We start from the raw sequence: 20933 nt of genomic DNA on the forward strand, positions 1-20933 counted from the left end.
TGGGGGGCCGACTGCACCGGAGAGCCGGGCCCCTACCACCGCGTGGCGCACCTCACACTCGCCGGCGACCCCCGGGCGAGGCAGTTGAGGTACCCTCGGCGACCTCGGTCGGCTAGTCAAATTTGAGGAATCTGACATCGCTGTGCACAGCCCCTCATCCGCTTCGCTCTCCGCAATCTCCGCACTCGCCGGTTGTTCCGTGGTCTTCCTGCCCTCGGACCCCTCCCGCACCGGCCGCCTCGCCTTCTGGCACGTCGACGGCAGCAGCCCGCCCCAGGGGCCCGGCGAGCCCGGCACACTGACGGTCGCGGGCCCCGACGCCCTGCCGTACGAGGTTCCGGCGCGCCTCCTGTCCGTCATCGACGGGCTCCCCGTGCTGACGCGCGCGCGGTCGGCGGCGCACGCCTCCGCGGCCGTGGCGTTCTGGGGCGCGGCGGGGCTGCTGGCCCTGCAGTTCGCCGCACGGGGACTGCTCCTCCCGGGGCTGACCGCGACGGACCACGACAGCTGGCGGTCCGGGCCACTGACCGCCGACGACCTGATGCGCGTCCGCACCCTGGCCGCCTCCATGCCGCCCACCGCCCACGCCGCGCCCGTCGACGCGGCGGCCCGGCCGCTGCTGCTTCCCGAACCGGAGCGCCTGGTACGGGCTTTCCTCGACGCGGTCGCCGACTCCCTGCCCCGCACTCCTGCCGCCCCGCTCGCCGCGGGCGGGCCGGCGTTCGCCGCGTGGGAGCCGCAGCGCCTGCCCGGTCACCGGGCCTGGGCGGCCGATGTGGCGGCCGGTCACGACGCGGGGGTCCGGCTCTCGCTGCGCGTGGAGGTGACGGGGCTCGACGGGGGCGACGGACCGGGATCCGGGCCGGCGTTCCGCGTGGTGCCGCAGATCCACAGCGTCAGCGATCCGGCCGTGGTCGCCGATGCCGCCGAGGTGTGGGCGGGCGGAGGGCCGGCCGCGGAGGCGTTCGGGCCGCGCGCCCGGATGGACACCCTGCTGATGCTCCGCCGAGCCGCCCGCGCCTGGCCGACGCTCACGCCGCTGCTCTCGGCGGCCGTGCCGGACGCGGTGGAGCCGGCCGACGAGGAGATCACCGAACTCCTCGGACCCGCCGCGCGGGCGCTCGCCGCGACGGGCGTCCAGGTCCACTGGCCGAGGGAGCTGACCGCCCGCAGTCTCACGGCGCGCGCGGTGATCGGACCGGACGGCGACGAGGCGGACGGCGGCGCGCCCCGGGGTCTCGCGCGCACCGCGTCGGACGCCGCGCCGCTGCTGTCGTCCGACGCCCTGCTGACCTTCAACTGGTGGTTCGCCCTGGGCGACCAGCAGCTGAGCCGTGCGGAGCTGGACCGGCTGGCCGAGGCGGGCCGGCCGCTCGTGCGACTGCGCGACCAGTGGGTGCTCATCGACCCCGACGAGGCGCGGCGGGCCCGGGAGACGCAGGACCGCAAGGTCAGCCCGATCGACGCGCTGGGCGCTGCGCTGACCGGTTCCGCCGAGGTGGACGGCCGGCGGGTCGAGGTCCGGGCCACCGGCTGGCTGGAGCGGCTGCGCGAGCGCGTCGCCGACCCGGCCCGGCAGGACGGGGACGGGGAGCCGGCGGTCGGTCAGCCGGCCAAGCTCGCCGCGACCCTGCGGGACTATCAGCTCCGGGGCCTGAACTGGCTCCACACCATGACCTCGCTCGGGCTCGGCGGATGCCTCGCCGACGACATGGGGCTCGGCAAGACCATCACCCTGATCGCGCTGCACCTGCACCGCCAGACCCTGGAAGGAGGCGCCGGGCCCACGCTCGTGGTCTGCCCGACCTCGCTGATGGGCAACTGGCAGCGCGAGATCGAGAAGTTCGCGCCCGGCACCCCGGTCCGCCGCTTCCACGGCGCGTCCCGCACCCTGGACGACCTGGCGGAGGACGGGTTCGTGCTCACCACGTACGGGACGATGCGGCTGGACGCGCCGAGGCTCGCCTCGGCGCGGTGGGGCATGGTCGTCGCGGACGAGGCTCAGCATGTGAAGAACCCGTACTCGGCGACGGCCCGCGCATTGCGCACCATCGGCGCCGGGGCGCGCGTGGCACTGACCGGCACGCCGGTGGAGAACAACCTCTCCGAACTGTGGGCGATCCTGGACTGGACGACACCGGGGCTGCTGGGGCGGCTCGGCACGTTCCGCACCCGGTACGCGCGGGCGGTGGAGGGCGGGGACCCGGCGGCGGCGGAGCGACTGGGCGCGCTGGTGCGGCCGTTCCTGCTGCGGCGGCGCAAGTCGGACCCCGGCATCGCCCCGGAACTGCCGCCGAAGACGGAGACGGACCGGGCGGTCTCGCTGACGCCCGAACAGGCGGGACTGTACGAAGCGGTGGTGAGGGAGACGCTGGCGGCGATCGCGGAGGCCGACGGTATGGCCAGACGCGGTCTCGTGGTCAAGCTGCTGACCTCGCTCAAGCAGATCTGCAACCACCCGGCGCAGTACCTCAAGGAGGGCGAGCCGCGCATCGCCGGCCGCTCGGGGAAGCTGGAACTGCTGGACGAACTCCTGGACACCATGGTGGCGGAGGGCACCGGGGTGCTGGTGTTCACGCAGTACGTCGGAATGGCCCGGCTCCTCGAACGGCATCTGGCGGCCCGCGGCATCGGCACGCAGTTCCTGCACGGCGGCACACCGGTCGCGGCGCGGGAGGAGATGGTGAACCGGTTCCAGGCGGGTGAGGCACCGGTGTTCCTGCTGTCGCTGAAGGCGGCGGGCACGGGGCTCAACCTGACGAGGGCCGGTCATGTGGTGCACTTCGACCGCTGGTGGAATCCGGCGGTCGAGGCGCAGGCCACCGACCGCGCGTACCGGATCGGGCAGACGCAGCCGGTTCAGGTCCACCGGCTGATCGCCGAGGGGACGATCGAGGACCGGATCGCGGACATGCTGGCCCGCAAGCAGGGACTGGCCGACGCGGTGCTGGGGTCCGGTGAGAGCGCGCTCACCGAGCTCAGCGACGCGGAACTGGCCGATCTGGTGGAGCTCCGAGGGGGGACGCGATGAGGGGCGGATACGAGGCCGAGGGGTTCATGGACGGCGACGCCGACCGGGAGGACGCGGCGGAAGCGCAGGAACGCACGTTCGCCGCCCTGCCCCCTGCACCGGGACGCGGTTTCGCCGCGTCCTGGTGGGGAAAGGCGTGGCTCAAGGCGCTGGAGGACAGCGCTCTGGAACTCCGGCAGCTGAAGGCGGGGCGGCGCGTGGCCCGAGAGGGCGGGGTCGGCGCGGTGTCCGTGCGCCCCGGCCGGATCACGGCCTTGGTGCGCGAGCGGGACGGGAGCACGTACCGCAGTGACGTGCTGCTCCAGGAGCTGGACGAGCAGGAGTGGGACCGTTTCCTGGGCATGGCGACCGAGCGGACGGGGCACATCGCAGCGCTGCTCGACCGGGAGATGCCGCCGCATCTGGTCGAGGACGCCGCGGCGGCCGGCATGGACCTGCTGCCGGGGATCGGTGACCTGGAACCGCGGTGCACGTGCGAGGCGTGGGACCACTGCCCGCACACCGCCGCCCTCTGCTACCAAGTGGCGCGGCTCCTGGACCAGGACCCGTTCGTGCTGCTGCTGATGCGGGGGCGCGGTGAGCGGATGCTGCTGGACGCGCTCCAGGAACGGATCGCGGCGACGGCCGGCGCCCCGGATGTGACGGCCGAGGCCGAGGAACCGGCGCCGGACCCGGGCGAGTCCGGGGTACCGGCGGAGCTGGCGTACGCCACGGGCTCCATCCTGCCCGCGCTGCCGGCGCCGCCCGAGCTTCCCGGGGAGCCCGGCGCCGCCCCCTCGCTGGACACGGAGACGGACCCCGAGGCGGGGGTCGACCCCACGGCGCTGGAGATGCTGGCGCGGGACGCGGCGGCCCGGGCGCACCGGATGCTGGCCGACGCGCTGACGCCCGGTCATGAAGGGCGGCCGGTGCCCGAGGGGCTGACGGTGCGCCAGGACGCGGTCAGGCTGTCCGCCGACGCAGGCCCGGAGCCGTGGATCCTCCACCGATTGGCGAGCGGCGCGGGAAGGACGCGCGCCGGGCTCCCCGCCGCGGCCGCGGCCTGGCGGTACGGTGGGGCGACCGCGCTCGCCGTGCTCGACGAGGACCGGCCCCTGGACGGCGAGGCGCTGGCCCGGGCCAGGACCCGGCTGGCCGAGGCGTGGGAGGAGGACGAGGCGCCCCGGCTGCGGGCCGAGCGCAACCGCTGGACGTCGGCGGACGGTGGCCTCCAGCTCCGCTACGGACCGGACGGGCGCTGGTATCCGTACCGGAAGGAGAACGGTCAGTGGTTCCCGGCGGGGCCGTCCGACGACGATCCGGCGGCCGCCTGGGCGGAGGCGCAAGGCGCCTGACGACGGGTCGGCCCTGCCTGAACACCCCTTGCATGGACAGGATTTGGTGTCCTGCCGTCTTCCGCGACCTGCGCGGCGCCCGTACGGTGGGGCCCGCACTCGGCTCGGCCGCACATCGGACAGCCCGCTCCGGTCAGCGGACGGGCCGGCCGGTTCCCGCGCCCGGCGTCGCACCTTCCGTATCCCTGCACGTCTCACCCCCACAGGAGTTCGCATGGAACGCAGAAGAATCCTTCAGGGCGCCGCGGTGGCGGCGGCGGGAGTGCTGATTCCCGCCTCCGTCCGCGCCGCCGCCGCGACCACGGGTGCCACGGACTATCCGGCGGCGCACTGGGTTCCCGCTTCGGCGTCCAACTACACGGCTTCTTCGCGCCCTTCGGCGTACCCCGTCCAGTACGTCATCATCCATGTCACCCAGGAGACGTTCTCCGAGACGGTGTCCATCTTCCAGAACCCGGCGAAACAGGTCTCCGCGCACTACGTGGTGCGCTCGGGGGACGGTTACGTCAACCAGATGGTCCGGGAGAAGGACGTCGCCTGGCACGCGGGGAACTGGGACTACAACACCCGCAGCATCGGCATCGAGCACGAGGGCTGGGTGGACCAGCCCTCGTACTTCACCGACTCCATGTACGAGCAGTCGGCGCTGCTCACGGCCAATATCTGCGACCGGTACAACATTCCGAAGGACCGGGCCCACATCCTCGGACACGTCGAGGTCCCGGGCACCGACCACACCGACCCCGGTCCTCACTGGGACTGGGTGCGCTACATCCGCCTGGTCAATCTCCTCGGCGCGGGCTGAGCGGCATTCCGGCGGCAGGTGCGGAGCTCAGCCCCGCGCCTGCCCCGTGACCGGGCTGCGCACGAAGAGGATTCCCTGCACATCGCCGTCGGGCGCGCTGTAGACATGGGGCACGTCGGCCCGCCATCGGGCGGAGGCCCCGGGCCCGACGGTGCCGAGATCGTCCGGCCGGCCGACGACGGCGGTTCCGGCGAGCACCATCAGGCTCTCGGACGTGCCCGGCACATGGGCCTCCGACTCCTGGACCGCCCCGGCACGAATGGTCACCCGGAACACGTCGGTGACCGCTTCCCCGTCCTCGTACCGCTCGATCAGCACGGCGGTGACGGCGCTGCCCGAGACGCCCGCCGGCTGTCCGGAGGGGGCACCGTCCGGCAGCGGGTCGCTCAGTACCGCGCTGAGGGGGCGGCCGAGGGCGGTGGTGAGGGCGTACAGGGTCTCCAGCGTGGGGTTGCGCCTGCCGCTCTCCAGCTCCGAGAGCGTGCCCTTGCCGACCCCGGAGCGGCGCGAGAGCTCCGAAAGCGACACGTCCATGCCGTGCCGCAGAGCCCGCAGCCTGCGCCCCACGTCTTCGTTCAGCCCCATCGCCGTCCACCCGCTCGTCCGTCCGGTTGACGGGCACCGGCCCGCGTCTCTAGTGTTCCACAAACAGAACGTTCCGTATATGGAACACTCCTCGGTATCCCGGAAGTGGCTCACTCATGTCCGCGTTGACCCGCATACGTTCGGCCGCGCCTCCCTCCGCCGTGGTGGCCGGGCTGATCGCCGTCATGGTCGGGGTCACCAGCTCCGCCGCGCTGGTCTTCACCGCCGCGAAGGCGGCGGGGGCCGACGCGCGCGAGATCTCCTCCTGGATGCTGGCGCTCGGTGTCGGACTGGCCTGCACCTGTGCCGGCCTGTCGCTGCGTCACCGGGCACCGGTCGTGACCGCCTGGTCGACGCCCGGCGCGGCCCTGCTGACGACCGGTCTGAGCGGGGTGTCCATGGCGCAGGCCGTCGGCGCGTTCATCTTCTCGGCGCTGCTCATCGTGGTGAGCGGGGTCACGGGATGGTTCGCCCGGGTCATGAACCGCATCCCCGTACCGCTGGCCGCCGCGCTGCTCGCCGGGGTGCTGCTGAGGTTCGGCACGGGCCTGTTCAGCACGATGCACCAGAGCTTCGCGGTCGCGTTCCCGATGTTCGTGGTCTACCTGCTGGGCCGCCGGCTGCTGCCGCGTTACGCGGTGCTGCTGGCACTGGCCGCGGGCGTGGTGGCCACCCTCTTCACCGGGGGCTGGCGGACCGGCGAGGTGCGGCTCTCGCTGGCCACCCCGGTCTTCACCGCGCCCGAGTTCGACTGGAAGGTGCTGATCAGCGTCGGCGCGCCGCTGTTCGTCGTGACCATGGCCTCGCAGAACCTGCCCGGTGTCGCCGTGCTGCGTGGTTCCGGATACGACGTGCCGGTGTCCCCGCTGATGACGTGGACGGGCGCGGTCAACGCGGTGCTGGCGCCCTTCGGGGCCTTCGGGCTCAATCTCGCCGCCATCACGGCCGCCATCTGCACGGGCGACGAGGCGCACCCGGACCGCGACAAGCGCTATCTGGCCGCGGTGTGGGCGGGGTTCTTCTACCTGTGCGTGGGGCTCCTCGGCGCGACCGTCGCCTCACTGCTGACGGCCATGCCGCACGAACTCGTCATGGCGATCGCGGGGATCGGGCTCGTCGCGACGATCGAGTCCTCACTGGCCACCGCGCTCGCCGACAAGGCGTCGCGCGAGGCGGCGGTCGTCACCTTCCTGGCCACCGCCTCGGGCGTGTCGCTGCTGGGAATCGGCTCGGCGTTCTGGGGCCTGCTGGCCGGCCTCGTCACCAGCGCGATCGCCACGGTGGGGCGCCCCCGCCGCGAGGAACCGGCAGCGGAGCCTCGGCCGGCCGGACTCCCCGTACGCTGACCGTTCCCTTAGCGCGGCGGGCGCCCTGTCCCGTACGTGGAACACAGTTGCCCCGGGCATCGGTCGCGGGTTGGGATGGTGCCATGCAGAAAGCGGTATCCCAACCCTCCGCCGAATCCCTGGCACCCTTCGACCACCTGGACCACCGCTACCGCGGCGAACACCCGGTCCGCACCCTCGCACTCCTCCTCCGCCCGGACCGGGGGCGGCTGGCGCTCGCCGTCGTCCTCTTCACCGTGAAGCACAGCCCCATATGGCTGCTGCCCCTGATCACCGCCACCGTGCTGGACGTGGTGGTCCAGCACGGCCCGGAGTCCGAGCTCTGGCAGGCCACCGGCCTTTTGCTGTTCATCCTCGTCCTCAACTACCCGCTCCATCAGTGGTACGTACGGTGCCTCGGCGGCAGCATCCGCCGCATGGGCATCACGCTGCGCTCCGCCCTCTGCCGCCGGATGCAGCAGCTGTCCGTCGGCTATCACGCCCGGGTCAGCTCAAGCGTGCTGCAGGCCAAGGTGGTCCGCGACGTCGAAGCCGTGGAACAGATGGTTCAGCAGAGCGCCGACATGGGGCTCGGGGCCGTCGTGACGCTGGTCGGCGGGCTCGTCGTCATCGGCCTCCGGGTCCCTTCGTTCCTGCCCGTCTTCCTGGTCGTCGTCCCCGCCGCCGGGTTCCTCGTGATGAAGCTGAGGGGCAGGCTGCGCAGCCACAACGAGTCCTTCCGGCGCGAGGTCGAGCAGTTGTCGTCCCGCGTCGGCGAGATGACCACCCTCATCCCGATCACGCGCGCGCACGGCCTGGAACGGACCGCGCTGGGGCGTGTGGACGGCTCCCTGCGCCAGGTGTTCGCCGCCGGTCTGCGCCTGGACATGCTCAACGGCCGCTTCGGCTCGCTCGCCTGGGTGCTCCTCAACACGCTGGGCGTCCTCTGCCTGACCGGGTCCGCGCTGGTGGCGTACCACGGCTGGCTGGCTGTCACGGCCGGCGACGTCGTCATGCTGAGCGCGTTCTTCACCGTCCTGACCGGCTCGGTGACCACGCTGCTCGGGCTCGCCCCCATCCTCACCAAGGGCCTCGAGTCGGTGCGTTCGGCGGGCGAGGTGCTCCAGGCACCCGACCTGGAGCACAACGCGGGCAAGGCGCAGGTGGAGCAGGTCACCGGACGCATCGACTTCGAGGACGTCTCGTTCGCGTACGAGGACGAGCGGCCGGCCGTCGACGGGTTCACGCTCTCCGCGCGGCCCGGCGAGACGATCGCCCTGGTCGGCGCGTCGGGGGCGGGCAAGTCGACGGTCCTCAATCTGCTCATCGGGTTCATCCGGCCCACCGCGGGGCGCATCCTGCTGGACGGCACCGACATGGCCGGGCTCGACCTGCGCAGCTACCGGCGCTTCCTGTCGGTCGTGCCGCAGGAGTCGATCCTGTTCGAGGGCAGCATCCGCGACAACGTCACGTACGGCCTCGGGCACACCGACGACGCGACGCTGCTGAGCGCCCTGGAGGACGCCAACGCGATGGAGTTCGTCCGCCGGCTGCCCCAAGGCCTGGACACGGTGGTCGGCGAGCGCGGCGCCCGGCTCTCGGGCGGCCAGAAGCAGCGGCTCGCGATCGCCCGGGCGCTGATCCGCGATCCGAGGGTCCTGGTGCTCGACGAGGCCACCTCGGCGCTGGACAACCGCTCCGAGGCGCTGGTGCAGGAGGCGCTGTCCCGGCTCGTGCACGGCCGGACCGTCTTCGTCGTCGCGCACCGCCTCTCCACCATCCAGGGCGCCGACCGCATCGTGGTCATGGAGGGCGGCCGGGTCGCGGAGGTCGGCACGCACGAGGAACTGCTGGACCGCCACGGGGTGTACGCGGGCCTCCAGCCGGCGTTCCCGTAGCGGCGGACGGGGCCCGGGCGCTTCCCGGGCCCCCCTTTCACCAGTCGTGGACGGTGCCGTCGCGGAGCCGGTTGACGGGCAGATAGGTCTGCTCGTACGGGTGGGCGGCCGCGAGCTCCTCGTCCAGTTCCACACCGATTCCGGGCGCCTCGCCGGGGTGCAGGAAGCCGTCGGTGAAGGTGTACGCGTGCCGGAACACCTCCTCCGTGAGGGCGTTGTGGCCCGAGTACTCCTGGATGCCGAAGTTGTGCACGGCGTAGCCGAGGTGGACGGCGGCGGCCGTCCCGACCGGGGAGATGTCCTCGGGCCCGTGGACCGCGCTCTTGATCTGGTACTGGGCGGCGAAGTCGAAGAGCTTGCGCAGCGGAGTGACCCCGCCGAAGTGGGTGACCGCGCTGCGCACGTAGTCGATCAGCTGCTCGGTGATCAGCGTCTGGTAGTCGTACACCGTGTTGAAGACCTCGCCGAGCGCGAGGGGTGTGGTCGTGTGCCGGCGTACGAGCCGCAGGGCCTCCTGGTTCTCGGCAGGGGTGCAGTCCTCCAGCCAGAACGGGCGGTACGGCTCCAGGTCCTTGCCGAGCCGGGCCGCCTGAATGGGCGTGAGGCGGTGGTGCGCGTCGTGGAGGAGCGGGACCTCGGCGCCGAACTCCGCGCGCACCGCTTCGAACACGGCGGGGGTGTGGCGCAGGTAGGCGTCCGTGTCCCAGTCCTCGACCAGGGGCCGGATCTGCTGGTGGAGGACGCGTTCGCCCCGCTCGTCGGTGGTGTGCACCCCGTAGACGGCCTTGAGGCCCGGGATGCCCGTCTGGATGCGGACGGCGGGGTAGCCCTCGGCCAGCCGCTGCCGCACGGAGTCGAGGAGTTCGGGGATGTCGCGGCCGTTGGCGTGCCCGTAGGTGGCGAGGCGGTCGCGGGATGCGCCGCCGAGGAGCTGGTAGAGCGGCAGCCCCGCCGCCTTCGCCTTGAGGTCCCACAGGGCGACGTCGACGGCGGCGATGGCGGCCATGGTGACCGGGCCGCGCCGCCAGTATGCACCCCGGTAGAGGTACTGCCAGGTGTCCTCGATCCGGTGCGGGTCCAGGCCGGTGAGCAGGGGCACCACATGGTCGGTGAGGTAGCTGACGACGGCGAGCTCGCGGCCGTTGAGCGTGGCGTCGCCGAGACCGGTCAGACCTTCGTCCGTCGTCAGTTTCAGCGTCACGAAGTTACGGCCGGGGCTGGTGACGACTACCTGCGCGTCGGCGATCCTCATGGTGGCTCTCTTTCGGGCTGCGGCGGGCCGCCGCCCGTCACCCTGACCGGGGGCCGTCCGCTGCATAGAGTGGCGTGCGTGATGGTGCGTGAGGATACGGGACGGACGGGCGGGCACCGCGCGGGCTACCTGGCTGCGGCGGTGGTCTTCGCCATCGGCATGGCCGGCACCACGCTGCCGACCCCGCTGTACGGGCTCTACCAGAAGGAGATCGGGTTCTCCGAGCTGATGGTGACCGTGGTCTTCGCCGTGTACGCGGTCGCGGTGATCTCCGTACTCCTGGTGGCGGGCAACTACTCGGACAAGGTGGGCCGGAAGCCGGTGCTGCTGGCCGCCATGGCACTGTCCGCCGCGAGTGCGGGGTGCTTCCTGCTGGAGAGCGGGCTGCCGATGCTCTTCGCGGGCCGGGTGCTGTCCGGCGGCGCGGCGGGGCTGCTGAGCGGTGCGGCGACGGCGGCGGTCATCGAGCTCGCGAGCCCGGGGCAGAAGGCGCGCGCCGGGTTCGCCGCGACGGCCGCGAACATGGGCGGTCTGGGCTGCGGCCCGCTGCTCTCCGGGGTGCTGGCCGAGTACACGCCCTGGCCGTTGTCCCTGCCGTTCTGGGTGCACCTGGGGCTGGTCGCCGTGGCGTGCCTCATCACCTGGCGGCTGGCGGAGACGGTGTCCGAGCCGCGGCGGTGGCCCCGGCTCGAACCGCAGGGCGTCAGGGTGCCCGCCGAGGTGAAGGGCGTGTTCGTGCCCGCCTCACTGGCAGCCTTCGCCGGTTTCGCGCTGCTCGGCCTGTTCACGGCGGTCGCGCCCAGCTTCGCGGCCGAGACGCTGGATGTGCACAACCTGGCCGTGACGGGCGCGGTGGTGTTCTCGGTGTTCTGCGCCTCGACGGTCGGGCAGTCGCTGGCCCCGCGCATCGGTGCCCGCCGCGCGCTGCCCCTGGGGTGTGCCGTACTGATCGCGGGGCTGCTGCTGGTCGCGTCCTCGTTGCTGGCGAAGTCTCTGGTGCTGCTCGTCCTGGGGGCCGTCTGCGGGGGCATCGGGCAGGGGCTCGCCTTCCGGGCCGCACTGACGCTCGTGAGCGAGGCCGCCCCGGCCGAGCACCGGGGCGGCACCATCTCGGCGTTCTTCGTCGTCGCCTACACGGGGATCTCCCTGCCGGTGGTGGGCGTGGGCGCGCTGGCGACCGCGGTGGGGCTGCGCGACGCCGGGCTGGTCTTCACGGGCTGCGTGATGCTGCTGGCCGCGGTGTCGGGGACGTACGCGGCACTGAGGACGCCGTCCGAGACGTGACGGGCTCCGCTCGTCGGCGGAGCCCCTCCGCCCGCGCCGGTCAGCCGCACTCCTTCCCGTTGAGTGTGAAGGAGTCCGGGTCGGCGGCCGGCGCGCCGTTCGCCTGGAAGCCGAACGAGGCGCTGCCGCCCGCCGGAACGGAGCCGTTGTGGCCGGCGTTCTTGACGGTGACCCGCGTGCCGCTCTGCGTGGCGGTCGCGTTCCAGGCGTTGCTGACGCTCTCGGCGCCCTGGAAGTCGAAGGCCAGCTGCCAGCCGTCGAGCGGCGTCGATCCGGTGTTCTTCACCGTCACATCGGCGGTGAAACCCGTGCCCCATGCCTGGCTGACCCGGTACGTGACGTCACACGCCCCCGGTTCGGGGTCGGGCGTGTCCGTCGGGTCGGGCGTCGGGGACGGGTCGGGGGTGGTCGTCGGGTCGGGGGTGGTCGTCGGATCGGGGTCCGGCCCGGGGTCCGTGCCGTCCGGCGCGCTCCCCCACTGGGGTGCCGAGCCCTCCAGGAGCACCATGTGCGGGGCGTCGACCGGCGTGCCGCCCGGGGTCGTCGCCGATGACGGGTAGGACCAGTCGTTCGACGGGTCCCAGGCACCGGCCGAGCTGATCCGGAACTGCACCTCCTTCCGGTACGCGGACTGGCCGGCCGGCGCGATGTCCGTGCCCGAGCAGTCCACCGTCGCGTAGTAGACGTCACCCGCCAGGTGGGTCGGGCCCGTCACATCGCCGCACTGGTTGTAGTTGGTGGTGAAGCTGATGTCGCCGGGTTCGACGCCTGGTTCCAGCGTGAAGTAGTAGCGCACCGAGGCGTCGGTGAGCGCGCGGGCGGGCCACGCGGACCGGTTGATCAGGTACGCCTTGATCTCCGTGAAGTTCGCTCCGGCCGCGTTCACCGACGCCTGCACGGACATCTCGGGCCCGTCCGGCTCCTCCGGCTGCGGGAAGCCGGTGAGCGGGGACCCGCCGTACTCCGCGTAGAGCCGGGCCAGCGCCCCGGTGAAGGCGGCGTTGTAGTCGGTGGCGACCTCGTTGTTGACGTAGTTGCCGCGGTCGTCCGTGTACGAGTCGTCGGGAGCGCTCGGACCGCCCACCAGCGCCCCGTACAACGTGTGCCGGCTCTCCACCGGGTTGGTCATCTGGTCGGTCCACGAGCCGTGGGCCGTGCGGTGGTGCGGCTTGGTCGGCGGGTTCTCGCCGAAGCCGACGACGTAGCTCGACCCGCGCGGATTGTCGCCGAGGGCGTAGTCGATCTGGCGGACCGCGAAGTCGTGGTAGCGGGCCTTGCGGGTGGCGTCCCCGGTCAGCCAGTCGGAATAGCTCAGCGCGGCGAAAGCGGTGTTCGCGGCGTATCTGAGGGAGCCCCAGCTGTCCAGCACGGCCTGGCCGCCGGGTGAGTAGGGCACCCGCTGCCCGTTGACGCCGACCGTCCACCAGTCCAGCCAGCGGTTCGCGTCGTCGATGTACTTCTGCTTGCCCGTCAGCTGGGCGAGCAGCACATAGGCCCCGTAGGAGGTGTCGTCCCAGGAGAGCGTCCAGCGGTAGGACCGGGTGGTGGTCTGCGGCTCCGTGGAGAGGTTGTCGTAGTACGACTCTGCCTTGGCGAGGTACGCGGTGTCGCCGGTCGCCTTGTACAGCCAGATGGCGCCCCAGACCAGTTCGTCGTTGTACCCGCTCCAGGAGTTGTAGTAGTTCTTCGCGTCGGTGATGCAGTCGCTGTACTTGCCCCGGTAGGTGTCGGCGAAGGTGTACAGCTGCTTCGCGTGGGTGACCAGCTTCGCCGCGTACGCCGGGTCGCTGTCGGAGAACACCATCGAGGAGGACGCCAGGGCCGCGGCCGTCTGGCCGGCCAGGTCGCTTCCGGGGCAGGAGGCGTCGATCTTGTACGCCGGGCGCTTCATCGGCATCACCTCGGCGGGGCCCCACCACTTGTGGTCGTCGCCGCCGTTGCCGACCTGCCCGTACAGCACATTGGGCGCGGGGTGGGCCTTCAGGAGGTAGTCGTCCACGAAGCGCAGGTTGTTCCGCAGGAAGGGCAGCTGGCCCGACGCCTCGTACGCCGCCCTCTGCTCCGTGCCGCCCCAGGCGAGCATGGTGGCCGAGTAGGCCATGGGGAGGCCGAACTTCACATGGTCCCCCGCGTCGTACCAGCCGCCCGTCAGGTCCAGGCCGGCGTCCTTGCCGTCGTCCAGCCCGGAGTCGCCGCGCCAGGAGACGCGGTTGGTGTCGGGCAGCTTTCCGGACTGCTGGGCCTCGTAGAAGAGGACGGACTTCTGCAGCGCCTCGCCGTAGTCGAAGGCAGGGGCGGCCGCCGCGCCGGCCGGCAGGGAGAGCGGGAGCAGCAGGCCGGCGCCGACGGCGAGCGCCAGGGCCACGGCTCCGAGAGGGCCTGGTCTTCGGGACCGCCTTCGCAGGGCGGGGAGGGTGAGCGGGCGCAACGGTCTTTCCCTTCGTCACGTCGGTGGGCGTACCGGGTGTGTGCGGGGGTACGTGCGTGCCCGACGGGGCGTGGGAGCGCTCCCAAGGGCGTTGCTCATGAAGCCAGTTCCGCGAAGAACTGTCAACGGTTGCGGCACGCCCTTTTCCACGCGAAGACCACCCATGAACACGGCATTGGTCACCCGTTCAGGTGACCCGGCGCGCGGACGGGCGTGAACCGCCCAAGGCTGGCGTTCTGCACCCACCCGCGGCGTCGCGACCAGGAGGTACGGATGAGCGCGATGGACATGCCGGCGGATCTGCCGAAGGATTCGGCCCGCACGGCCGCCAGGGACCGGCCGGCAACACCGAGGATCAGCTGGCTGACGCTCGCCCTGATGACGACGGCGTCGGTGGCGAGCCTGCGGGCCGCGCCGACGATGGCGGTCTACGGGCTGGCCTGTGTCTTCCTCTATCTCCTGCCGGCCGTCGTGTTCCTGCTGCCGACCGCACTGGTCTCCGCCGAACTGGCCTCGGGCTGGCCCGGCGGCGTCTACCGCTGGGTGAGCGAGGGACTGTCCAAACCGCTCGGATTCCTTGCCGTGTGGTGCCAGTTCGCGATGACGATCTTCTACTACCCGAGCCTCCTGGCGTTCGTGGCGTCCACGATCGCCTACGTGATCGATCCCTCGCTCGCGTCCAACGGCCTGTACACCGCGATCGTGATCATGGTGCTCTACTGGACCGGCGTCTGGGTCTCGTCCCGGGGCACCAAGGCTCTGGCGGGCCTGTCCTCCTGGGGGCTCGTCATCGGCACGCTGGTCCCCGGCACGGTGCTGGTCGTGCTCGGCATCGTCTTCCTCGGACAGGGCAACGCCTCCGCCGCGCCGATGACCTCGGCTCATCTGCTGCCCCAGTGGACGGGGCTCGCCAGCCTGGTGCTCATCGTCAACAACTTCCTGTCGTACTCCGGCATGGAGATGAACGCCGTGCACGTCTCCTCGCTGCGCGATCCGGCGAAGGAGTATCCGAAGTCGATGTTCCTGGCGATGGGCCTGGTGCTGCTGATCTTCATCCTGCCGGCGCTCGCGATCAGCTGGGTGGTGCCCTCCAGTCAGCTGAGCCTGACGGCCGGTGTGATGCAGGCGTTCGACGCGTTCTTCGCCCACTTCCATGTCGGCTGGATGACACCGATCGCCGCGGTGATGCTGGTGTCGGCGGCGCTCGGCGGGATGCTGACGTGGCTGGCCGGGCCGTCCAAGGGCCTGCTGGAGATCTCCCGCAGCGAGGGCTACCTGCCGCCCTATCTCCAGCGGCTCAACAAGAACGGCATCCAGCAGAACATCCTGGTCACGCAGGGCATCGTCACCACCGTCATCGCGCTGCTGTACGCGCTGATCCCGAACGTGTCCAGCGTCTACTGGATCTTCTCCACCATCACGACACAGGTGTACCTCATCGTCTACCTGCTGATGTTCGTGGCGGCCGTGCGGCTGCGGAAGACCCAGCCGGACCATCCGCGCGGCTACCGCGTCCCGGCGCTCGGGCTGCTGTGCGCGGTCGGCCTGCTGGCGTCGATCGCCGCCCTGGCCATCGGTTTCGTACCACCGTCCCAGTTCGGCGGCGGCAGCGTCGGCGTGTACGTGGCCATCGTCGGTGGCGGACTCGTCGTCCTCGGCCTGCTGATCCCCTGGCTGTTCCTGAAACTGCGCAAGCCCGGCTGGCGCACGGCAGCGGCCGGTGAGGAGGCCGCGTCATGAGCCCGACCCGCTTCGCCTCCGAGCACCGCTGGCTCTACATCGGCGCGATCGTCCTCCTGGTGGCGCTCGTCGTCGTCGGCATCATCCGGTACGAGAAGGTCAGGACGAACAACAAGGCGACGGAGAAGGCCGAACAGCTGGCCGACGCCGCCGAGGCGGCCGGCTACCCCCGGCCCGACGTGGGCACCATCAAGCGCACCCTGGGCGACGACGGCGGCCAGGTCTGCGAGAAACCGGGCTCCTCGCTCAAGTCCGCGCTGTGGAAGATCAGCATTTCCAACGGCGCCACCGGCCCCGGCATGCGCCCCGTGATCGGGGACACCGAGGCGGTCCGGGCGGAGGCGAAGATCCTGGAGATCTACTGCCCGGACAAACTGGACAAGATCGAGGACAGGATCGCCGACCTCAAGACCGAGAACACAGTGAGGCGCTGATGGCCACCGACGAACTCTCCGGACGCATCTCCGGCCTGATGGCCCGCGCGCGGACGGACCTGACCGAACTGGTCTCCATCCCCTCCGTGGCCGACCCCCGTCAGTACCCGCCCGAGGAGTGCGTGCGGGCCGCGCAGTGGGTGGCCGACGCCTTCACCGAGGCCGGTCTGCAGGACGTACGCCTCGTGGAGACCCCGGACGGCAGCAACGCGGTCATGGGGCACCGCCCGCCCCCGCCCGGCGCCCCGACCGTGCTGCTCTACTGCCACTACGACGTGCAGCCCCCGCTGGACGACGACGCGTGGACCACGCCGCCCTTCACGCTGACCGAGCGCGACGGCCGCTGGTACGGGAGGGGCACGGCCGACTGCAAGGGCAACATCGTCATGCACCTCACCGCCCTGCGCGCGCTCGGTGACGACATCCCCGTCGGGCTGAGGTTTGTGGCCGAGGGCTCGGAGGAACAGGGCACCGGCGGCCTTGAGGAATACGTGGCCGCGCACCCCGAGGAGTTCGCCGCCGATGCCCTGCTGGTCTGCGACACGGGGAACGCGGCCGTCGGCGTCGGCACCGCCACCACGTCCCTGCGCGGCGTGGTGAACGTCGTGGTCACCGTCGACACCCTGGCCGGCGAGGTGCACTCCGGGATGTTCGGCGGCCCGGCCCCCGACGCGCTGGCCGCGTTGATCCAGCTGCTCTCCACCCTGCGCGACCCCGAGACCGGGGCCACCCGCGTACGCGGTCTCGACACCTCCGGCACCTGGGAGGGGGCACGCTACGAGGAGGAGCAGTTCCGCAAGGACGCGGGCGTCCTCGACGGTGTGCCCCTCATCGGCGCGGGCTCGGTCTCCGACCTGCTGTGGGCCCGCCCAGCCGTCACGGTCCTCGGCATCGACTGCCCGCCCGTGGTGGGCTCCTCCGCGTCGGTCCCGCCCACCGCCCGGGCCCGGGTGAGCCTGCGCATCCCGCCGGGCACCGGTGCGGAGGCTGCCCGGCGCGCGCTGACGGACCATCTGACCGGGGCCGCTCCCTGGGGCGTACGGATCAAGGTGGAGCCGGAGCAGGCCGGCGCGCCGTTCCGCGCGGCCACGGACGGTCCGGCGTACCGGGCCCTGGGCGAGGCGATGCGGACGGTGTACGGCAAGCCGATGACGTACCTCGGCCAGGGCGGGTCCATCCCGCTCTGCAACGTCCTCGCGGACGCCTGCCCGTCGGCCGAGATCATCCTGATGGGCGTCGAGGAGCCGCGGTGCCTCATCCACGCGCCCAACGAGAGCGTGGACCCGACGGAGATCGAGCACATGGCCCATGTGGAGGCTCTCTTCCTCCACGCCTTCGCCCGCGCGCCGCGCTGAACCGCGGTGGCGGGAGAAGTCCGCGAGGACGAGCACGACGCCCTCGTCGGCTTCCTCGACCGGCTGACCCGGCTCCTGCTCGGGACCAGCGGCGAGGGGGCCGAGCAGGTCGAGCGCTCCGTCACCTCGGCGGCCCGCGGCCTGGGCGGCACCGCATCGGTGGCGGTGCTGCCCGACGCCGCCACGATCGCCGTGACCTCGCACGGCCGCAGCACGGCCATCGTCGTGCGTGCCTTCCCGGAGGTCTTCCGAATGGACCGGGTGGTGGCGCTCAAACCGCTCCTGGACGACGTGGCGGCGGGCCGGCTGGACACCCGGAGGGCAGACGACCGGCTCGCCGCGATCACCCGCGCCGCTCCCCCGTACCCCTGGTGGGCGAAGCTGCTGGGGGTGGTGCTGTTCTCGGTGGGCTTCGCGCCACTGATGCAGCCGACCTGGTACGAGGTCGGCAGCACGGCGGTCCTCGCCACGGTCGCCGCGTGCCTGGCCGTCGCGGCGGACCGGCTGCCCCGGCTGGCGAAGGTGCTGCCGCTGGTCGCGTCGGTGGCCGTCTCGCTGCTCGCCCTGGAGCTGTTCGCCCGCTCCCCCGCGGACGGCGGGCCGGTGCTGCTGATGCTCCCGGCGCTGTTCTTCTTCGTGCCCGGTGACTACCTCAGTGCGGCGGCGGCCGAGATCGCCGCCGGGTACCTCACGACGGGCGCCGTACGCCTGGTGTACGCGGTGGCACTCCTGGTCCAGCTCTACGTGGGCGTGATCCTGGGGCTGGTCATCACGGGCCGCCCGCGTCAGGACCTGTTCGACGTGGCCGCCGCGGCGGACCTGCCGCGCTGGGCGCTCTTCGCGAGCTGGGTCGTCTTCACCGTGGGCGCCCTGCTCGCCTTCGCCGTTCCCGCCCGGCTGCTGGGCATGCTCCTGGTGCTCGTGTATCTGACGGTGGGCGTGCAGACGGGCTTCACGCGGCTGCTCGGCGACCTGGGCGGCACGTTCACGGCGGCGGTCGTGCTCGGCGCGGCGGCGACCTGGCTGGCGGGGCGGCCCGGCCGCCCGCCCCGCCTGGTCCTCCTGCTGCCGGGCTTCTTCACCCTGACGGTGGGCTCGCTGGGGATGCGGGGACTGACGGCCCTGGCGGGCGGGTACGTGATCGAGGGCTTCCGCGACCTCACGGAGCTGGTCACCCTGGTGACCGCGATCGGCACCGGGCTGCTCCTGGGCGCGGTGCTGGCGCGCCGGCCGGCGGAGAGCGCCTGACCGCGAGCCGCTCGTCCCTGTCTCAGATGTCCGGCAGGTCCCCGCCGTCGGCCGGGGCGGCCTCGTTCAGCGCGAACCAGGCGGTCTTCCCCTCCGGTTCGGGCCGTACGCCCCACTGGTCGGCGAGGATGTCCAGCAGGAGCAGACCGCGGCCCGAGGAGGCGAGCTCGCCCGGGGTGCGCTGGTGGGGCAGTTCGTCGCCGCGGTCCATGACCTCGACGAGCAGCCGGCGGGTACCGGTCTCACCGGAGAGGGTGGCGTTGAGGGCGCCGTCCTGGTCGGTGTGCACGAGGACGTTGCCGAGGAGTTCGGTCGCCAGGAGCACCGCGGTGTCCACCTGGTCCGGGCGCGCCCAGTCGTGCAGCAGCGCCTTGAGCTCCGCGCGGGCCTCGGCCAGCCCCTCGCCCTGGTCCTGGCCGACGGTGAGCATCAGGCGGCGCTGGCTGACCTCGGCGCGGGCGTGGATGGCGTCGCGGCGCAGCAGCAGGAGGGCGATGTCGTCACCGTCACGGGCGACGGCGTCCTCCCGGGCGCCGGGGCCGGGGTCGAGGACGGCCGCCATGAGCCGGTCGGCCATGCCCTCCAGGTCGTCGGTGGGGCCGGGCGAGAACGCGTCGCGCACCCGCACCCAGCCGGTGTACATGTCGTGGCCGCCGTTCTCGATGAACCCGTCGGTGCACAGCATGAGGATCTCCCCCTCGTGCAGCCGCACGGTGTCGACGGGGTAGTCCTCCTCGCCGGGCATCAGTCCGAGCGGCAGCCCGCCGCTGACGTGTTTGAGGACGCAGGTGCCGTCCGGCATGCGCAGGACGGGGTGGGGGTGGCCGGCGCGGGCGATGTGCAGGTCGCCGGTCGACGGGTCGGCCTCGATGTAGAGGCAGGTGGCGAAGCGGTCCTCGTCCAGGGTGGTCAGGAAGCGGGAAGCGCGGGCCAGGACGGCGTCGGGGCCGTGTCCCTCCGCCGCGTACGCGTGTACGGCGGTGCGCAGCTGGGCCATGAGCCCCGCGGCGTGCACGTCGTGCCCCTGGACGTCGCCCATGACGACGGCCATCCGGCCGTTGGGCAGGTCGATGCTGTCGTACCAGTCCCCGCCGACCATGAGGCCGCCGCCGGTCGGCACGTAGCGGGTGGCGACGCTGAGCCCGGTCAGGGCCGGGCCTGCCGTGTGCATGCTGCGGCGCAGGCCCCGGGAGAGTTCGAGTTCGGCGCGGCTGGCCCGGGCCCGTTCGAGGACCTGGGCGATCATGCGTCCGGTGACGGTGAGCAGGGCGCGCTCGCTGGCGGTGAAGTCCAGCGGGGTGCGGAAGGCGGCCAGCCAGACCCCGACGACCCGGCCCGCGGTCACCAGGGGCAGGAAGGCCCACGCCTCGCGGCCCTTGCGCGCGGACATGTGCCAGGTCGCCGGGAAGCGGCGGCGGTAGTCCTCCGCGGACGGCAGGTAGACGGCGCGCCCGGTCCTGGCCACCTCGGCGGCCGGGTAGCCGGTGTTCATGGGCATGCGGAAGCCCCGGCCCGCCCCGCCGGGCCGGAATCCGTACTGGCCGAGAGCGGTGAGGTTGCCCTCTGCGACGCCGAAGACGCACTGGCCGTCCAGCGGGAAATCGGGGGCGTACAGTCCGGCGGCGAGTCGCAGGGCCTCGTCGAGGGTGTCGGCGGCGGCGACCGCGTGTCCGGCCGCGAGCAGCAGGGAGTCGCGGCGCCTGGCCTCTTCAGGCGTACCGGCGGCCCGGGTGGCGTGGTCGGGCCCCGGAGGGAGCGCCGGGTCGTGGCCGGGCGCCTGCATCCGGTTCAGTGCCTCGATCTGCTCCAGCTCGGCCTCGAACGCGTCGGTCGGTGGCTCATGCCGTTCACCACCCATCCGGCTTCCCTTCGTCCCGATGTCGTCGCCGACTGTTCGTTCCATGCTCCGACGGGAGAGCCTGGTCCGCAGTGCGAGACATTCCCGTACCGCCCCCGGAACGTGCCGGACGGGTGGTGCGAGGGGGCCGGCCGAGCGAGCCGGACGGAATCACCGGAGGATCGGGAAACGCGCGGGCGCAAGCCCTGACCGGGACGGTTCGTGGGGCTAGCGGTACGCCGGTGACCTGCGAATATCGCTGAAGTCAATGGCCCGGTCGGCCTCCCGCATAGTCTCTTCAGCCACCCGGCGCACCTCTGCCATCACATCCCCGTGCTCCTCCACGAGCCCGGCGTAGATCGGTGCGTCGGAACTGT

General features: G+C 72.2%; 14 protein-coding genes. 10 read left to right on the forward strand and 4 right to left on the reverse strand.

The genetic code is table 11. The annotated features are described in order from the left end of the window. Positions 1-142 precede the first annotated feature (142 nt). The 3 genes from ACZ6C6_RS14340 (at position 143) to ACZ6C6_RS14350 (ending at position 5170) form a co-directional block, all read left to right on the forward strand. On the forward strand, positions 143-3031 hold the full coding sequence (locus ACZ6C6_RS14340) for a DEAD/DEAH box helicase (protein ID WP_469202520.1): 2889 nt from the start codon (positions 143-145) through the stop codon (positions 3029-3031). Next, positions 3028-4365, forward strand: a complete 1338-nt coding sequence (locus ACZ6C6_RS14345; RefSeq protein WP_469202522.1) for an SWIM zinc finger family protein — start codon at positions 3028-3030, stop codon at positions 4363-4365. Before ACZ6C6_RS14340 ends, ACZ6C6_RS14345 begins: the two co-directional genes overlap by 4 nt. Before the next feature lie 214 nt (positions 4366-4579). After that, the gene (locus ACZ6C6_RS14350) at positions 4580-5170 is read left to right on the forward strand and encodes an N-acetylmuramoyl-L-alanine amidase (protein ID WP_469202524.1); all 591 of its coding nucleotides are present in this window, start codon (positions 4580-4582) and stop codon (positions 5168-5170) included. 27 nt (positions 5171-5197) lie between these two features. On the opposite strand, the gene ACZ6C6_RS14355 is transcribed toward ACZ6C6_RS14350, so the two are convergent. Beyond that, positions 5198-5755: a helix-turn-helix domain-containing protein gene (locus ACZ6C6_RS14355; RefSeq protein WP_469202525.1), complete on the reverse strand. Its 558-nt coding sequence runs from the start codon at positions 5753-5755 to the stop codon at positions 5198-5200. A 116-nt stretch (positions 5756-5871) separates the two neighbouring features. Between ACZ6C6_RS14355 and ACZ6C6_RS14360 the strand changes: the two genes are divergently transcribed. Both ACZ6C6_RS14360 and ACZ6C6_RS14365 read left to right on the forward strand, forming a co-directional pair. After that, the gene (locus tag ACZ6C6_RS14360; RefSeq protein ID WP_469202527.1) at positions 5872-7101 is read left to right on the forward strand and encodes a benzoate/H(+) symporter BenE family transporter; all 1230 of its coding nucleotides are present in this window, start codon (positions 5872-5874) and stop codon (positions 7099-7101) included. Positions 7102-7184: 83 nt separating this feature from the next. After that, complete coding sequence (locus ACZ6C6_RS14365; protein ID WP_469202529.1) at positions 7185-8978, forward strand: ABC transporter ATP-binding protein; 1794 nt, start codon at positions 7185-7187, stop codon at positions 8976-8978. 37 nt (positions 8979-9015) lie between these two features. Here ACZ6C6_RS14365 and manD read toward each other — a convergent pair whose 3' ends face one another. After that, positions 9016-10230, reverse strand: coding sequence for a D-mannonate dehydratase ManD (gene manD, locus ACZ6C6_RS14370; RefSeq protein WP_469202531.1), 1215 nt, complete (start codon positions 10228-10230; stop codon positions 9016-9018). Between the two features lie 81 nt (positions 10231-10311). Here manD and ACZ6C6_RS14375 point away from each other — a divergent pair, with 81 nt between their 5' ends. Continuing rightward, positions 10312-11514 carry an MFS transporter gene (locus ACZ6C6_RS14375; protein ID WP_469202711.1) on the forward strand — a complete coding sequence of 401 codons (1203 nt, stop codon included), beginning with the start codon at positions 10312-10314 and terminating at the stop codon, positions 11512-11514. Between the two features lie 40 nt (positions 11515-11554). Here the strand turns inward: ACZ6C6_RS14375 and ACZ6C6_RS14380 are convergent, their stop codons facing one another. Further along, positions 11555-13879 (reverse strand): glycoside hydrolase family 9 protein, encoded by a 2325-nt coding sequence (locus tag ACZ6C6_RS14380; protein WP_469202533.1) that lies wholly within the window; start codon positions 13877-13879, stop codon positions 11555-11557. Between the two features lie 336 nt (positions 13880-14215). On the opposite strand from ACZ6C6_RS14380, the gene ACZ6C6_RS14385 reads away from it, so the two are divergent. From ACZ6C6_RS14385 to ACZ6C6_RS14400, 4 genes are read left to right on the forward strand one after another with little or no spacing between them, the layout of a single operon-like run. After that, complete coding sequence (locus tag ACZ6C6_RS14385; RefSeq protein ID WP_469202535.1) at positions 14216-15682, forward strand: APC family permease; 1467 nt, start codon at positions 14216-14218, stop codon at positions 15680-15682. Further along, a complete protein-coding gene (locus ACZ6C6_RS14390; protein ID WP_469202537.1) occupies positions 15679-16116 on the forward strand; it encodes a hypothetical protein in 438 nt (145 codons plus the stop codon). The genes ACZ6C6_RS14385 and ACZ6C6_RS14390 overlap by 4 nt, the downstream gene beginning before the upstream one ends. Then, positions 16116-17471 (forward strand): M20/M25/M40 family metallo-hydrolase, encoded by a 1356-nt coding sequence (locus ACZ6C6_RS14395; protein ID WP_469202540.1) that lies wholly within the window; start codon positions 16116-16118, stop codon positions 17469-17471. The genes ACZ6C6_RS14390 and ACZ6C6_RS14395 overlap by 1 nt, the downstream gene beginning before the upstream one ends. 6 nt (positions 17472-17477) lie before the next feature. After that, positions 17478-18719, forward strand: coding sequence for a threonine/serine exporter family protein (locus ACZ6C6_RS14400; protein ID WP_469202542.1), 1242 nt, complete (start codon positions 17478-17480; stop codon positions 18717-18719). Positions 18720-18741: 22 nt separating this feature from the next. Here ACZ6C6_RS14400 and ACZ6C6_RS14405 read toward each other — a convergent pair whose 3' ends face one another. After that, positions 18742-20577, reverse strand: a complete 1836-nt coding sequence (locus ACZ6C6_RS14405) for an ATP-binding SpoIIE family protein phosphatase (RefSeq protein WP_469202713.1) — start codon at positions 20575-20577, stop codon at positions 18742-18744. Between the last annotated feature and the right edge of the window lie 356 nt (positions 20578-20933).

The sequence above is a fragment of the Streptomyces sp. NPDC041814 genome (assembly GCF_055590565.1).